Below are 16,674 nucleotides of genomic sequence, written 5' to 3'. Positions count from 1 at the left end.
GTTATGGGCAAGCGCTTAATGATAAGTACCCTGCTGTTGCTGTCGGTGGTATCGCAGTCGGCATGGGCCGGCGACCCGGTCTACCCTGCAGGAACCATTCCTGATTCGCTGAAGAAGAATGCGCACCTTGTAAAAAGGATTGATGAGCAAACGGTGAAAGTGAATGATCTTACCGATATCCGCCTGGTGTCACATACAGTAGTTACCGTGTTGGATGAAGCGGGCGCGGAAGAAGTGGGCCTGGAGGCGTACTATGATAAGCTACGGGAAATCCGTTCCGTCAGTGGGGCATTATATGACGCCGATGGCAAGCTGCTGAAACGTTTGAAGCAAAGCGAGATCCGTGATGTGAGCGCCGTAGGAGATGGCAGCCTGATGTCTGACGCCCGAGCAAAGCTGCATAATTTCTATTATAACGTATATCCGTATACGGTAGAATACTCAATAGAAATGCGCTTTAGCACAATGAACTGGATACCGGACTGGCAGCCACAGGACAACATTTCAACCGCCGTGGAAAAGAGCCGGCTTACCATCATTTTCCCGGAGAACTATGAATTGCGTTACCGCAGTTATTGTTATGAAGGCAAACCGGTAACCACTTCAGAGAAAGGCAGCAAAGCCCTTACCTGGGAGGTTAACCAGCTGGCCCCTCTCAGGCATGAGGATTACCCGGTGGAATTATACCAGCGCACCCCCAGCGTTTTCCTGGCTCCAACAGATTTCGAGATGGGACGCTATAAGGGCAAAATGACCACCTGGAAGGATTTTGGAAACTTCATATACCAGCTTAACGAAGGCAGGGATGTATTGCCTGATAATATCAAAGCAAAAGTACATGAACTCACAGATGGTATCAGCAACCGCCATGAAAAAATCAGGGTGTTGTATAAATTCCTGCAACAAAATAACCGTTATATCAGTATCCAGCTGGGAATAGGAGGATGGCAAACCTTTGATGCAACCTCTGTGGCAGCAAATGGCTACGGCGATTGCAAGGCATTGTCTAATTATATGATGGCATTACTGAAGGAAGCGGGTATCAGGTCAAACTGTGTGCTGGTAAAAGCGGGAAGGGATGAGCATACATTGCCGGAAGACTTCCCCTCTTCACAATTTAACCATGTTATTCTTTGTGTACCGGATGCAAAAGACACTACCTGGCTGGAATGTACCAGTAATACAGTGCCTGCGGGTTACCTGGGATACTTCACCGACAACCGGCCGGTATTGCTGGTAGATGCGCAGGATAGCAAATTGATCCACACACCGGTGTATGGAATGGACTGCAATGAACAGTTGCGCCATGTAAACGCTGTTATTGATAGTACCGGGAATATTGATATAAAGGCCACCACTGTTTACAGCGGGCTTCAGCAGGATCATTTGCATGATATGCTGCATTCGCTGAGCCGTGAAAAGCAATTGCAGGTACTTCGTAAGGGATTGAATCTCTCCAGCTATGATATCAATGATTATAACTGTACGGAACTGGAAACACCGATACCTTCCATTGAAGAAAAACTGGGTATCAAAGGAAATAACTATGCAACGGTAACGGGTAAACGAATGTTCCTTGTCCCCAATATCCTTACACGTGGCGGCGTGAAACTGGAAGCAGACATTCCCCGTAAGTCGGATATTAAATTTGACTTTGCCTACCGCGATGTGGATAGCGTGACCATCACATTACCGGCGGGTTATAAACCGGAGTCGCTGCCGGCGCCGGTGGCCTTAACCGCTAAGTTTGGCAGTTACAGCGCTGTGGTGAGCATTAAGGGAAATACGCTGAGCTATATACGAAAAGTGGAAAGTAAAGCAGGAACATTTCCTGCGGCGGATTATCCTGAACTGGTGAAGTTTTATGCCACTATGCTCAGGTCCGACAGGAGCAAGCTGGTGCTGGTGAAAGAATAAGGGAAGGCGATCAAGCCTTCCCTTCGTATTTATCGATGTTATTTCTCGCGTACACTTACCGAAATGTGCCGGTCTTTTTTCCTTTCTTCTTCAGGTGCATCCGCAGCTGCCTTCGCAAACTGTGAACCATAGCCTTCAGCGCCAAGCAACTGTGCGGCGTTGGTATTGCTCTTCTTCAATGCGGTAACTACTGACTCTGCACGTTCTTTGGAAAGGCGGAGGTTAATGGTACTGTCGCCGGTACGGTCTGTATAGCCACCGATCTTTATTTTAGCCTTGGGGAAGGCTTTCATGATAGCGGCAATATTGCCCACCTGTTTCATACTTTCTTCTGTAAGCTCTGCACTGCCGGTTTTGAAGTTGAGATTATCAAAATCGAACCATACATCTTTACCAGCCGGGCGGCTGTTATCTTTAAGAAATACTACCAGCTGGTCTTCTATACCGCCTTTGTATGCGTCCAGTACAACCCCATCGGGCAATGTTACTTTGATGCTTTCACGGGTTACCACCGGACCGCCTTCAGTAACGGTCATAGTTGCTGAATCTGCCAGCTGGCTGGTAGTAACGCTGTCGGTGGCAGGAACGCTATCGCGTTTATTACCGCCGCAACCGCGCATCAGGTACCACAGCAGGATAATTGCCACCAGGATAAGCAGCAACGACCATATCCACCTGCTGCCACCGGATCTTGCTTCCGGCTTGATGTTTACAGCACCGCCGGTGGTGGCAGCCGTGTCCATATGAAGCAGGCTGCCTAATTTTTTACCGAGATCGCCGATATTGGCCAGGCCCAGTATACCGGCAATGTTTAAACCGCCTGGTATAGCGCCGAGTATTTTATCTTTTTGCGAATCAAGCAGTGAAAGGAAGGAGTTGGGAGAGAGGTTGTTTTGAGCTGCGTATTGCCCTACTGTGCCGAGTGTGGCCGGAGTGGCTGATTGCAGCAATGTATTGGCGGATGATTCCTTGATGCCGGCAAAGGAAGATAACATGCCGGTAATAGCGCCTACTTTGTCGCCGAACAAATTACGCAGCAGGTCGGCGCCTTTGCTGAGCAATCCCCCTGCGCCGCCCTGCAGCGCACCGGAAATGGCAGATGGATTGGCGTCGCCGGCTGCTCCTTTTACAAGGTCGAGCAGGCTGCCTGCGCTTCCGGAGGAGCCGGCCTTGTTGAGAAGGCCGGTTAATACAACCGGTATAATACCACTGATGGCTTTCTGAATGCCGCCTTCACTTTCTCCAAGTTGTGAGGAAGCCTGACTAACGACATTGCTGTTGAAGATACTTTTGGCGCTTTCCAGTAAATCGAAAGACATAATTGTAGGGTTTAGTGATGAAGAATCTGGTGACCAGTTTTTAATGCTAAATCATCCGGCCGTAAGCAGGAATGTACAGTTTGTACTTCAGGGATCTTTATAACAACGGAGCCTGCCGGGTTGTTTGATTCCCGTAAGAATAAACAGGCGGATATAAGTTTAAACACATAAAGCGATATTGGTAATATGTTGATTTTTAAAAAGATATGTGCATTGTGAGTGGTCGCTGCGTTGCCACTAATGACTCAGTGTATCCGATACCGTAACCGTTAACTTTTCCGGAAAATTCCGGCTGAACACTGAAGCTTCATGGCTTGCCGGCGGAAGATGCGGTCATGAATGGATCAGCGAAAAGGAACAACGGGTAAAAGAATAGAAGTAAAGCAGCGGTTTTAATGAAAAAATTGCAGTTACCTGGCTAGTTTTCTGCTAAAAATGCAGTAATCCTTTCTTTTATATGTCATAATTTCCGGAGACAGAACATTGGATCAGCATTTGTTGTTACCACGAGACGTTTGATAACATCAAAAAAGGAGAAAAACAAACAGATATGAACTTGAATAATTTCACTATAAAATCGCAGGAAATACTGCAACAGGCCCAGCAACTGGCCTTTAATAATCAGAATCAATCTATTGAAACCGGGCACCTGCTCAAAGCTTTATTAAATGATGAAGACAGCCCGATTGAATACCTGTTGAAGAAGAATGATGTAAATACTTCATTTGTAAACAACAAGTTAAATGAGCAGATCAATAAATACCCTCGTATAGCAGGCGGGGAAGGCGGACAAACGCTGAGCCGTGATGCCAATAACGCAATCCTCCGCGCAGGAGCGGCTATCAAAGAATTTAAGGATGAATTTGTAAGCGTGGAGCACCTGCTCCTGGGCATACTGGGTGGTAACGATGATACCGCCAAACTGCTTAAAGATGCAGGGCTTACTGAAAAAGGACTAAAAACTGCTATCAGGGAGCTCCGTAAGGGCGATACCGTGAATTCCCAAACTGGCGGTACCCAATATAATACCCTTCAGAAATATGCCAAGAACCTGAATGAAATGGCCCGGGAAGGAAAGCTCGACCCGGTGATAGGTCGTGATGAAGAGATCCGCAGAACACTGCATATCCTTTCCCGCAGGTCTAAAAACAATCCTATCCTGGTGGGCGAACCCGGCGTAGGTAAAACGGCTATCGTAGAAGGATTAGGCCACAGGATCATCAATGGCGACGTACCGGAGAACCTGAAATCAAAGATCATATACGCCCTTGATATGGGGGCTTTAATGGCAGGCGCCAAGTACCGTGGAGAGTTTGAAGAAAGATTGAAAGGCGTGGTAAAGGAAGTAGCAGAAAGTAATGGGGAGATCATCCTCTTCATAGATGAGATCCATACGCTGATAGGCGCAGGTGCTATGGAAGGCGCCATGGATGCTGCCAACATCCTGAAACCTGCCCTGGCAAGAGGTGAGCTCCGTGCCATTGGCGCTACCACCCTCAATGAGTACCAGAAATATTTTGAGAAAGATAAAGCCCTGGAACGCCGTTTCCAGAAAGTGCTGGTTGATGAGCCTTCCGTGGAAGATGCGATTTCCATTTTGCGCGGACTGAAAGAAAAGTATGAAAGCCATCACCACGTGCTCATCAAAGATGAAGCGATTATAGCTGCGGTAGAATTATCGCATCGTTATATAACAGACCGTTTTTTACCGGACAAGGCCATTGACCTGATCGACGAGAGTGCGGCGAAACTGCGGCTGGAAATGAATTCCATGCCGGAAGAACTGGATGAACTGGAAAGAAGGATCCGGCAGCTGGAAATTGAAAGGGAAGCGATCAAGCGGGAAAATGATGAAGATAAGTTACGTGAGTTAGGAGAAGAAATAGCCAGGCTGGGAGAAGAACGGAATACGTTCAAAGCAAAATGGCAGGCAGAGAAAGAAGTGGTAGACCAGATCCAGAACGCAAAATCAGCTATTGAAAACCTGCGGCTGGAAGCTGAACAGGCAGAGCGCAACGGCGATTTTGGACGGGTAGCGGAAATACGCTATGGTAAAGTAAAGGAACAGGAAAAACTGGTAACAGATCTGACAGAAGAACTGAATACAATATCGGCCAACCATAAACGTCTTCTTAAAGAAGAAGTAGACGCAGAAGATATCGCGGAAAACGTAGCCAAAGCAACGGGCATCCCGGTATCGAAGATGATGCAGAGTGAAAAAGATAAATTACTGCATCTCGAAGAAGAATTGCATCAGCGCGTAGTAGGACAGGATGAAGCCATCATAGCAGTATCCGATGCTATACGCCGCAGCCGCGCAGGATTGCAGGATCCGCGCAGACCTATCGGTTCATTCATCTTCCTGGGAACTACAGGCGTTGGTAAAACAGAGTTGGCGAAAGCACTCGCTGAATACCTGTTTGACGATGAAAACATGATGACCCGTATAGACATGAGTGAATACCAGGAAAAACACTCCGTGAGCCGCCTGGTAGGAGCCCCTCCGGGATATGTGGGATATGATGAAGGCGGGCAGCTTACCGAAGCCGTGCGCCGTAAGCCATACTCTGTGGTGCTGCTCGATGAAATTGAAAAAGCCCATCCTGATACGTTTAACATTTTGCTGCAGGTATTGGATGATGGCCGGTTAACCGATAACAAAGGCCGTGTGGTGAATTTCAAAAACACCATTATCATCATGACCAGTAACATGGGCAGCCATATTATCCAGGAAAATTTTGAAAGCATTAACGATACCAACAGGGAAGAGGTAGTAGATAAAACGAAAGATGAGGTGATGTCCCTGCTGAAACAAACCATTCGTCCCGAGTTCCTGAACAGGGTGGATGAGGTGATCATGTTCCAGCCTTTAATGAGAAATGAAATTAAGGGAATAATTAACATTCAGTTACAGCAACTGAAGGACATGGTAGCGAAAAATGGCATGATATTGGAATTTTCAGACTATGCGCTTGAGTATCTTTCTGTACAGGGTTACGATCCGCAGTTTGGTGCAAGACCGCTGAAACGCCTCATACAAAAGGAAATCATTAACCTCTTAAGTAAGAAGATACTTGCAGGAGATATTGATAAATCCAAACCGGTGTTGATCGATGTGTTTGATGGCGTAGTAGTAATCAGGAACAAGTAATTCTAAATACGACGATACATAGTTAACGATAAGCCCCGCGATTCTTCGCGGGGCTTTTTTATGTGTGGCCGGGTTTCGTTAAATTTGATCAGATCAAAACTTAAAGTATGCCGGGAGAAAGAGAAAGAAGATTTATGCAGCATGCCATTGCTTTATCGCGTAAGGGAATGGATAACGGCGATGGTGGCCCTTTTGGCGCAGTGGTAGTCCGGGGTGATGAAATTGTAGGGGAGGGATGGAACCAGGTGCTTACAGATACGGACCCCACTGCCCATGCAGAAGTGGTGGCCATACGGGAGGCCTGCAAAAAGCTGGGTACTTTCCAGTTGCATGATTGCGAAATATTTACTTCCTGTGAGCCCTGCCCGATGTGCCTGGGCGCTATATACTGGGCCAGGCCACAGCGCGTATATTATGCCAATACAAAAGAAGATGCTGCTGCTATAGATTTTGATGATTCTTTTATTTACCGGGAGATAGAGAAGGATCATGCAGAGAAAAAGATTCCGCTGATAGCGTTGCCTGATCCGGCAGCATTGGATGTTTTCCGGAGATGGAAAGAAAAAGGGGATAGGAAATTATATTAATTACCTTGGAGGGGAACGGATTCCCCTCCACTAATGTTTTACAGAAAAATGGTATGCCCAGAACAATGCGAGCAGTAAGAAGAGGATGCAGACAATAATAACGGCAAGGGATATATAATTTTCTGATTTTCTCCTGGTCCTGTAGCGTTTGTGTAATTTTTTAAGCAGGCTCCATTTCATTTCAATAATCCATCCGGGAATCTTGTCTTTATCTTTTATAGCCGCCAATCCTTCCAATGCATCGCTGCAAAGCTCACAATCAGACAGGTGCATTTCCACTTCATGTTGCTCTTCCGCAGACAGCTTGCCCTGCACATAGTCAAGCAGCTGCTGTTGCGTAGGACAGCCAGTAGTTACAAAGATATCGTTGAAATGCTCGTTCATATCACTATTGATGCAAATTAACTTTTGTTTGCGCGTTGTTGTTTTTCCAATAAAAGTTTCAGGTTCCTTTTCCCATTCTGAATATAGCTCTTAACCTGGAGGAGACTATACCCGGTTTGATCGGCAATTTCCTGATAGGATTTCTTTTGCAGGTAAAACAGTTCCACGCAGATCTTCTGTTCCGGGTTCAGCTGGTTCATAGCCTGGCCCATATTTTCCAGCAAGATATCCTTTTCCTGGTATACCTGCTTATCTTCGGGATCAGCGGCCATGCCGCTCATATGTTTGTCAGAAATTTCTTCCTTGTATTTCATATGTTTTTGCCGGAGCTGCATCAGGCAGTAATTTTTTGTTACCTGGTAAATCCAGGCCCGGAAATACTGGATCTCGTGCTTGTTGATGTCGGATAACATCTTGAGAAAGATTTGCTGCACGGCATCGCGGGCATCTTCTTCGTTCTTCAGGTATTTCATGCACATACCCAGCAAAAGCAGGGCGTAACGGTCAAACAGCACACCTATCCAATCACTGTTATTATCAGCTTTGAACCGTTGCAGCAGCTCCTGGTCTGTTAGTTGTTGTATATCTGGATTAGTCACAGGCTAATAAATAGAATGCTGCATATGAGATGCAGCACTTGCAAAAATCCATAATTATATTGATATTTTGTTTTTTACATACTATCCAATGCCTGCTGGGCGGCATTTTTCAGGGAACCGTTCATCCGGATCACTTCTTTGAACATCCGGCGCGCCTTGCCACCCTGGCCTTTGCTGCGATAGCAGATAGCGAGTTGATAGCGGGCCATTTCCACATATTTACCTGAGCTAACTGATTCTATCCTTTTGTACCTGTCGATGGCTTCGTTAAGATTGCCCTGTTGCTGGTATACCATTGCTGCTTTGTAAAGATATTCATCACTGTTTACTGCAGTTGGGGGCGTTTCTTTCTTAGCTGGTTCCGGTGGCGGGGCCTGTTCTTTTTCTTTAGGTTTCTGCTCCGGTTTGGGTTCCGGCTTTTTTTCCTCTTCTTTTGCCTTTGCAGCGGCTTTATCTGCGGCGTCCTTTTTCAGGGAGTCGGCTTGCTTTTGCAGCAGGGTTTGTTTCCTGATACTGTCTGCCGCCGCCTTTTTTTGCTGGGCTTTTAACGCTGCTGCTCTTTTCAGGGCGGCAGAATCAACATGAGCCGGGGTTGTTACCGGTTTTACTGTTGTTCCTGTAGCCGGGGCTGCGGGGGCCGGTGTTGTTACCGGATCATTCTGTGCGGCTGTAACCAGTGGAACGCCGGTGGCTACTTGTTCCTGTACGGAGTCTTTCTGCGGTAATGATGCCGCCATCACCCGTGCGGGAGGCTGGTTCCGCATATGCCCGCGCAACACATACACACTGCCAATCCCCAAACCAATAAAAGCAACGATCCAGAAATAGGTAAGCATATGTTCCTTGTTCCTTTCTTTGCGGGTGTATTGCGCTACCTTTTGTACGTGTGAAACAGGTTGTACGCTGTTTTGCACGTAGCGTTGAAGTTTATTGGTAAAGTCCTGGTATCTCTCGGTACTTTCTTCTTTCTCCAATGCATTCAATGCATCGTAGCATAGGTCGCAGTCGGTAAGGTGCTGTTCCACCAGGTGTCTTTCCACATCGGTCAGCCTGCCTTCCATATAACGGGGCAGCTGATCCCTGCTGAGGCACCGGATAGCAGAAAAGATCTTCAGTACTTTATCATTATTCGGTTTGTTACTTAACATATCCCTGGTTCATAAATAGCTTGGCAAGTTTTCCTTTGGCGGCTTTGAGTTGCGATCTTAATTTTTCGCGGGGAAGCCCCGTGGCAGCAGTAAGGTCGGCAAAGGATTTATTTTCGAGATAGAATTGCGTAATGAGTGCATTATCGTCGGCACTTAAGCGCTGGAGCGCCTGTTCCAGCCGTACAATGAGGTCCTGGCGGTCGATGATGTTGGTGGCGGCTTTATCTACCGTATTTTCGATATGCAGGAGATCTCTTCCGTCGCGGGATGGATAGAAGGGGGTATTCTTTTCAGGTTTCCCCATGTAGCCTTTCTGTATATGCAGGAGCCATTCACTGACTTTATAAATGGTTTGTGTTTTAAGGCTGGCGCTTAATCTTTGCAACAGGGTGGGAAAAACAACATTGGGGTCCAGGTTGGGTTGGTTGTTCAGATAGGGGATGGTAACAGCAACCAGTAAATGACTGTACCTGTCCATCAATACCCCTTCTGCCTCGCGGTCAAGTTGCTTCCTGGCGCGTGATATTAACTCCTTGTCTGATAAATTGGTTAACTGTTGTTGCATAAACTTATTACTTTATATTTACGTACAAAAGCAGAAAAAGTTCATTCAGCGCATAAGATTATTGAATAATAAAACGGATTTATACAATTAATATGCCATACGCCATTGTCATTGTGCCAGTTGCGCCATTAAGGAGTACTGCTTCACATAAAAGCGAGATGATTTCCCAGTTGTTGTGGGGAGCCGGGGTGGAAATCGTTGAAACGGCTGCCGACGGTTGGGTGAAAGTGACAAATCAATACGACGGCTACTCAGGCTGGGCTACGGCTGCTCACCTGGAACCGGTGGAGGAGGAGTTGTACCTGGCGCCGGCAACAGCTTATTTTCCAGGCTGGATAAACCGGGTTACTATGAACGGCAGGCTCATGCTGGTGCCATTTGGTTGCCTGGTGAAGGCCAACAGTGATACTTCCACGCAATGGGGAAATATTACGGTGAAATTTGAAGATAAACCGCTGCCGCTTACCCATACTGGTGTTACAGATACGGAGGCGATAAAAGGTGCTGCAATGCAGTTTTTGAACACCGGTTACCTCTGGGGAGGCGTAAGCGTGTTTGGGGTAGACTGTTCCGGCTTTACCCAGAATGTATTTAAACTATCCGGTATACCGCTTTTGCGGGATGCATATCAGCAGGCTACGCAGGGGCATATTGTCGATTTCCTGCAGGAAGCGCGCCTGGGAGACCTTGCTTTTTTTGATAACGAGGAAGGACGGATTACCCATGTGGGCATTTTGCTGAACGATCATGAAATCATTCACTCTTCCGGTAAAGTACGTATAGATCCGATAGACAATGAAGGGATCATCAATGCGGATTCGGGGCTACGCACGCATCACCTGCGTATAATAAAGCGGTATTTCTAAAGATCGCCTTCGGCGATGTACGCGGATTTTGTCTGACTCAGGATTAGGCTGATTTTATTGATTAGCCTGAGTTTTGTTTTGGGTTTTTAAAGGATCGGGAAGACAGGAGCAGATGGTTGATTAGGCTGATTAGCCTGACTTTTCTAATTATAGTTAAGGGAGATAAAAGCGAATATATCCGCTTCTATCTCCCTTAATCCTTTATAAAATCTCCAAAAAATCAAATCAAGCCAATCAGTAAAATCAGCCTAATCCTGAGTCAGACAAAATCCGCGTATCGCCGGAGGCGATACAATCAGCTTTGCTTGAAGATCTTGCGGTAGTCGTCAAAACTCTTGAGGATAATCTGCTTGGCTTTTTCCTTGTTCTGGAATTCTTCCACCACTACGGTTTTCTTTTCCAGTTTTTTGTACTCTTCGAAGAAATGACGCATTTCATCGATGAAGTGAGGAGGTAATTCTGTGATATCGTTGATGTGGTTCACGCTCATGTCATTGGCTGCCACCGCGATGATCTTATCATCCGCTTCACCGCCATCTACCATTTGCATTACACCGATTATTTTAGCGTCGATAATACACATGGGCACACATTCGATCTGGGAGATCACCAGGATATCCAGCGGATCATGGTCATCGCAGTAAGACTGTGGAATAAAGCCATAGTTGGCAGGATAATATACAGAAGAATATAAGACCCGGTCCAGTTTCAGCAAACCGCTTTCTTTATCCAGTTCATATTTAGCTCGGCATCCCTTTGGAATTTCTATAATTGCATTTACAACATTGGGCACTTCAGAGCCGGGACTCACACTGTGCCAGGGATTTGTCATCATAATAATCTACTTTACTTTAAGGTTTATTGTTCAATATTGGATTAATGTCGAAAAGTAAATAAGGTATTCACCTCACTTTTCATGAAGATATGGTCGGGTTTCCGGTAAGTAAAAACAGGAATAAGCCGCACATCCGCATCATTAATGCGTGGCAAAATTAAGGGAACTAGCCGTTAATAGCTAAAAATTATCCTTTCCTTTTTGTGCAAAATACAAAAGAGGGGATTATTCTTTAGCTTCCTGGCACCGTCAGGCCGTTGGCAGGTGCGCTGTCGGCTGGTACAGTAGTAGAGTCCAGGGCTGCATTACCACCGGTTTGGGGGGTGTAATTGGGGATGATGCTATCGAAGGTCAGGGAGATTTTCCACTGGCCGTTTTCTTTCACCATCTGCAGGACTTCTTTCTGATGGGCGGAGGAATTGAGTATAGTAACCGCTGCTTTGTCGCCGTTCTCTTCGATATTAACTACCTCGATGTGGGCGTTTTTGATTTTTTCTCTTTCAGCACCGCTGCGGCGGCCGTCAAAGATGGCATAGATCTGTAGTACCTGTTGGGATTCTTTTGTGGCATAATCCCTGGCCTGGTCGTAGTTCGAATCCTGAATCGCATGCATAAACGCCAGCGCCACCTCTTCCGGGGAAGCCCTTTTCTTACAACTGCCTAACAGCAAAGTTGTAATCAATGCCAGTGTCATGATTCGAAAAAAATTGGTCATGCGGTCGATAAATTATAATATATCACAACAAAAATAGGGGTAAACTTCAATACTGCAAAGTCGATCAGCTATAGCTCAGCACATTCACAGGCTTCAGAACTGAATGTTTCCCTTGGATAAAAACAGGTGAACTTACGGCAATCGCCGTTAACAAAGAGTTAAATATTCAGATTATTGCTATTTTGATATCTGGTTACCGGCCTGGTGGCTGCTTTGCGGCCAGGCAGATAACCGGATATCAAAACAGGCAGGATATTAAAATGCCTTATTTTTCTTTATTGGCTTCATAAGCCTTGATGATGGCTTTTACGAGGCGGTGTCTTACCACGTCTTCCTCATCAAGTTCCACATGCCCGATACCATCGATATTACGAAGAATACGGGTAGCCCTTTCCAGACCGGATTGCTGATTTTTGGGTAAATCTATCTGTGTAAGGTCACCGGTAATGATGGCCTGCGCAGATGCGCCGATACGGGTTAGAAACATCTTGATCTGCAGATCGGTGGCATTTTGCGCTTCATCGAGGATAATAAAGGAATTATCCAGGGTACGTCCACGCATATACGCCAATGGTGCAATTTCAATGACGCGGTTGGTCATGTAGTAACTGAGCTTTTCAGCGGGGATCATGTCATCCAGCGCATCGTACAATGGCCGCAGGTATGGATCGATCTTTTCTTTGAGATCTCCGGGGAGGAACCCAAGGCTTTCGCCTGCTTCCACCGCAGGGCGGGTTAGAATGATCTTTTTGACTGCCTTGTTTTTGAGAGCACGAACCGCCAGGGCTACGGCGGTATAGGTTTTACCGGTACCGGCAGGACCTATAGCGAAAATGATGTCGTTTTTTTCCGCCAGCGCCACCATCTTTTTCTGATTGGAGGTACGGGCCCTTACGGTTCTGCCGTTGGGTCCAAACACCAATACCTCATTGGGATTACGCTCGCTGAAATTGTCGACTTTGGTGCCTTCTTCATCTCCAAGAATCTGTTCAAAATAGTTCTCCGTCAGGTTCCCGTTCCGCTCCAGGTATTTAACGATCTGACCGATTTTTTCCTCCGCTGTAGCCACTTCTTCCGGTGCCCCACTCAATTTTAACTGGGTACCCCTGGACAGGATCTTAAGCAATGGGAATTTCTTTTTCAGCAGATCGAGCTTTCCGTTGTTAACGCCGAAAAACTCAATGGGATTAATACTGTCTAAATTGATAATGGATTCAGTCAATGATTCTAAGGTTTAATTGTCCAGGAAATGATCGGTATTTTTCAATCCGAATATATTTAAATCTTGTATAACCTGGAAGACGCAATTGTTAAGCTATCACTAATTCTGTACCCGTTCGTTTGAAGGCTTCTGTTTTACCGGCAATACCTTTACTGCCCAAAACCAGGATACGCCACCGGTGTCATCAACACCCCGGTAAACCACCATCTAAAAGAACTCAAAGAACAGGCAGCGAAGTGTAAGCTGATACAACTCCCGGTAAGGCTGTTGCGGCAACAATTACGCCAAACCCTTTTCCTGAGCGGTTATACACAACTCTCTTACTTTATCAGGATTACGATGAACAGCTCCCATCTTTTTATTTTCAATACCAAAATACTGCAAATGCTGCTGTAACGCTTCCATTATTGGTTGCCACTCTCCGAACCCATGATAATCAGAACTTCTTCTGATAATATTTAAATAATAATAATGTAATAAGTTATCCCAAAGATATTGATCGTTTAACAATTTCAGAAAACTGAAAATCCACAACAGGTGGATAAATGATCCAACCAATTCACTCCTTCCCTTGTTAATGCCACATTTATAGTGAATTGACCTTTACCCAACATTTTATTACTTTTACCTGTCCGATAGTGTTTTTTATGATATAATGCCTACTTTAGGTGTTTCCGGTCACAACGATTTTAGATTCTGCTATCATATGAATGTAGTTATGCTGGAACAGCATTACAGCCACTTACAGCATCTTGAAACCGCTATTAATGCCTTTGCACTCTCTGTTACCATAGATGCGGCAGGAGGGGTAACTGCGGTGAATACGCAGGTGATAGCTGCATTGCAGCCGTTGGAAGGACCGTTTACCGGCAAACCGTTTACCGCACTCTTCCGGCCCGCTAACACGGAACACTGGCAAGACCTGTGGAAGACCCTGACGGAAGGAAAGCCGGTGCAGGAACAGCTCTGCTTTTTTATTAACGACACAGATACGCCATTGTGGCTGGAAGCAGGCATCAACCCCTTCTTCAGCGAAGCGGGCGCTTTCACACACTGCATACTTATAGGCATCGATATCACTGCCCGCAAACTTACTGAAATCAAACGTACACGGAATGAAGCCTACTACGGCCAGGTACTGGAAAACCTCCCCCTGGGGTTACAACAGTTTTCCCCCGAAGGCGATAACATGGATATGAACAGCCGGCAACGCCAGATCTGGGGCGAGCATCACGCTTTCTTCACCAACCCGGATTATAAATGGCTGCAGGATCCTTTCTACCGGCTTAACGGCCTCGCAGGAATGTTTGAAGAAGCCCGTAAAACAGGGAAAACCATCAAACGCGAAATCCTGCTCAGCTATGAGGAAAAACACCACGAGAACATTACCAGGCTGTATCCCGTATACTTTGAAGCTACCATATTCCCGCTTACAGACCAGCAGCGGAATATGGACAATATCTTCCTTATACTGGACGATATCACGGAAAAAAAATTATCAGAGCTTAGCCTGCAGAAAAGCGAAAGGCTTCTCGACAATATCATCGAGAACCTTCCGATCGGTTATATCCAGTTTGATAATTTTGGCTTTATCCGGCGGATCAATCAAACACAACGCTTTTTCTTTAACTCGCCACACCCTGCCGGCAGACAGCCTTTTAACGTAATGAACGATCAGCTGGCCACCATGTTTGAACTGGACAAACTGTTTGTACAGGCGCTGGAACAACATAAATCGCTGAGGGTGGAGAAACGGATCGATTTCTCGCAGGACAACCGCTGGACCACCGTAGGAAGGGAGGTGTATCTTGACCTCACCGTGTTCCCCGTGGTAGAGCCGGTTGACAAGGAGATGATAGTGGTAGCGCTGGTGAATGATATCACCGACAAGAAACTGCAGGAGCTGGAGATCAAAAAGAACCAGGAGTTCCTGCAGCAAACAGGCACCCTCGGCAAAATAGGAGGCTGGGAACTGGATATCGATAGCGGCAAAGTGCGATGGACCGACCAGTCGTACCACATCCACGACTGCCCGCTGGATACACCTGTTGACCTTGAAAAGGCAATGACCTACTATACCGCTGAAGCAAGGGCGCAGCTTGAAACGCTGATGCGGCAATGCATTGAAACAGGGAAGCCATTTGATGCGCAGCTTACCGTCACTACCTCAGGTCAACAGGTAAAAAGGGTACGGTCCATTGGGCAGCCGGGTTATGTAGATGGGCGGCTGGTGCGTATGTATGGAGTGATACAGGACATCACCGAACAACTGGAGATCAGGGATGCGCTTACCCGGAATACAGAGCTGATGCGGCTTTTCTTTGATACCATTGATATGGGGTATGCCGCTATGGAGAAAACAGGTAGCCTGAATTTCCTGAACCGGAAGGCGGAGAAAATGATAGGGCACCCCGTAGCCATGGGCAGCAATATTTTCGAGGAGTTTCCACGGCTGAGCGGTACTGTGTTCTATGCAAGGCTGCAGGAATGTATCCAGCAGCAGGCCTCGCAGTCGTTTGGTATCTATTTCCCCGGGGTCGACAAATGGTACGACTTCCTGCTTACTCCCATGCAGGATGGGGGCATTTCCGTGTTTATGCGTGATATTACCGACAGCCGGAAAATGCAGAAGGAGCTCAGGAAAGCGAACGATCAGCTGTCGAACCTGAACAAGAACCTGCTGAACCAGAACAAGCAACTGGAAGATTTTGCGCACATTACCTCCCATAACCTCCGGGCGCCCATTGCCAACCTGAAGGCTTTGATGCAGATGCATAATGAAGCTACCGCCCAGCAGGAAAGGGATCTTTACCTGGGGATGGTACATGAGGTGATCAAAAAGATTGATGAGACGCTGAACGACCTGGTAGAAGTAGTGCAGATCAGGAAGGATGTGAATGTGGAGAAAGAGAAGCTGTTGTTTGCCGACAGGCTGCAAAAGGTAAGGGATATTTTACTGGTAGATATTGAAACCAGTAATATCAGGATCACCTATGATTTTGACGAGGAGCCGGTGATTGAATATCCGCGGGTGTACCTCGACAGTATCTTACAAAATTTTATTACCAACGCGATCCGTTACCGCTCGCCGGAACGTACGCCTGCATTACATCTGCGAAGCTGGAGGGAAAATGATAACATTATCCTGAGCGTGCAGGACAACGGGGTGGGGATAGATATGGAGCGTTTTGGCAACAAGCTTTTCGGCTTCCGTAAAACCTTTCATAAGAATAAGGATGCGAAGGGGATTGGCCTGTTTATCACCAAAACGCAGGTAGAAGCGATGGGTGGCAGTATAAAGGCAGAAAGTCATCCCGGAGAGGGAACCAAATTTATTATTACTTTTAGGTCAGAATAAACCCCCTT

At 46.5% G+C, this 16,674-nt stretch carries 14 protein-coding genes; 5 read left to right on the top strand and 9 right to left on the bottom strand.

From position 1 onward, the window contains the following. The first annotated feature begins 3 nt into the window (after positions 1 to 3). Positions 4 to 1,917, top strand: a complete 1,914-nt coding sequence (locus VIM72_RS01970; RefSeq protein ID WP_332001190.1) for a DUF3857 domain-containing protein — start codon at positions 4 to 6, stop codon at positions 1,915 to 1,917. 38 nt (positions 1,918 to 1,955) lie between these two features. On the opposite strand, the gene VIM72_RS01965 is transcribed toward VIM72_RS01970, so the two are convergent. Then, a complete protein-coding gene (locus VIM72_RS01965) occupies positions 1,956 to 3,236 on the bottom strand; it encodes an OmpA family protein (RefSeq protein ID WP_332001189.1) in 1,281 nt (426 codons plus the stop codon). A 550-nt stretch (positions 3,237 to 3,786) separates the two neighbouring features. Between VIM72_RS01965 and clpB the strand changes: the two genes are divergently transcribed. Both clpB and VIM72_RS01955 read left to right on the top strand, forming a co-directional pair. Then, positions 3,787 to 6,387 carry an ATP-dependent chaperone ClpB gene (gene clpB / locus VIM72_RS01960; protein ID WP_332001188.1) on the top strand — a complete coding sequence of 867 codons (2,601 nt, stop codon included), beginning with the start codon at positions 3,787 to 3,789 and terminating at the stop codon, positions 6,385 to 6,387. A 107-nt stretch (positions 6,388 to 6,494) separates the two neighbouring features. Then, complete coding sequence (locus VIM72_RS01955; RefSeq protein ID WP_332001187.1) at positions 6,495 to 6,974, top strand: nucleoside deaminase; 480 nt, start codon at positions 6,495 to 6,497, stop codon at positions 6,972 to 6,974. A gap of 30 nt (positions 6,975 to 7,004) precedes the next feature. Here VIM72_RS01955 and VIM72_RS01950 read toward each other — a convergent pair whose 3' ends face one another. From VIM72_RS01950 to VIM72_RS01935, 4 genes are all read right to left on the bottom strand, one after another. Next, the gene (locus VIM72_RS01950; protein WP_209860471.1) at positions 7,005 to 7,358 is read right to left on the bottom strand and encodes an anti-sigma factor family protein; all 354 of its coding nucleotides are present in this window, start codon (positions 7,356 to 7,358) and stop codon (positions 7,005 to 7,007) included. A gap of 17 nt (positions 7,359 to 7,375) precedes the next feature. Beyond that, entirely contained in the window at positions 7,376 to 7,957 is a 582-nt protein-coding gene (locus tag VIM72_RS01945; protein WP_332001186.1) for a sigma-70 family RNA polymerase sigma factor, read from the bottom strand. Positions 7,958 to 8,031: 74 nt separating this feature from the next. Further along, a complete protein-coding gene (locus VIM72_RS01940) occupies positions 8,032 to 9,105 on the bottom strand; it encodes a tetratricopeptide repeat protein (RefSeq protein ID WP_332001185.1) in 1,074 nt (357 codons plus the stop codon). Next, entirely contained in the window at positions 9,095 to 9,670 is a 576-nt protein-coding gene (locus VIM72_RS01935) for a hypothetical protein (protein WP_332001184.1), read from the bottom strand. Before VIM72_RS01935 ends, VIM72_RS01940 begins: the two co-directional genes overlap by 11 nt. A gap of 92 nt (positions 9,671 to 9,762) precedes the next feature. Between VIM72_RS01935 and VIM72_RS01930 the strand changes: the two genes are divergently transcribed. Continuing rightward, positions 9,763 to 10,536, top strand: coding sequence for an SH3 domain-containing C40 family peptidase (locus VIM72_RS01930; protein ID WP_332001183.1), 774 nt, complete (start codon positions 9,763 to 9,765; stop codon positions 10,534 to 10,536). Between the two features lie 295 nt (positions 10,537 to 10,831). On the opposite strand, the gene VIM72_RS01925 is transcribed toward VIM72_RS01930, so the two are convergent. The 4 genes from VIM72_RS01925 to VIM72_RS01910 form a co-directional block, all read right to left on the bottom strand. Next, positions 10,832 to 11,371: an inorganic diphosphatase gene (locus tag VIM72_RS01925; protein ID WP_332001182.1), complete on the bottom strand. Its 540-nt coding sequence runs from the start codon at positions 11,369 to 11,371 to the stop codon at positions 10,832 to 10,834. A 232-nt stretch (positions 11,372 to 11,603) separates the two neighbouring features. Then, complete coding sequence (locus tag VIM72_RS01920; protein ID WP_332001181.1) at positions 11,604 to 12,065, bottom strand: DUF4878 domain-containing protein; 462 nt, start codon at positions 12,063 to 12,065, stop codon at positions 11,604 to 11,606. A gap of 286 nt (positions 12,066 to 12,351) precedes the next feature. Beyond that, positions 12,352 to 13,308, bottom strand: coding sequence for a PhoH family protein (locus VIM72_RS01915; RefSeq protein ID WP_325636919.1), 957 nt, complete (start codon positions 13,306 to 13,308; stop codon positions 12,352 to 12,354). A 279-nt stretch (positions 13,309 to 13,587) separates the two neighbouring features. Then, a complete protein-coding gene (locus VIM72_RS01910) occupies positions 13,588 to 13,818 on the bottom strand; it encodes a hypothetical protein (protein ID WP_332001180.1) in 231 nt (76 codons plus the stop codon). A gap of 196 nt (positions 13,819 to 14,014) precedes the next feature. Here VIM72_RS01910 and VIM72_RS01905 point away from each other — a divergent pair, with 196 nt between their 5' ends. Next, positions 14,015 to 16,666 (top strand): ATP-binding protein, encoded by a 2,652-nt coding sequence (locus VIM72_RS01905; protein ID WP_332001179.1) that lies wholly within the window; start codon positions 14,015 to 14,017, stop codon positions 16,664 to 16,666. Positions 16,667 to 16,674 lie beyond the last annotated feature (8 nt).

The organism is Chitinophaga sp. (genome assembly GCF_036569185.1).
Classification (GTDB): domain Bacteria; phylum Bacteroidota; class Bacteroidia; order Chitinophagales; family Chitinophagaceae; genus Chitinophaga.
This window is presented reverse-complemented; position numbering and strand designations above follow the sequence as displayed.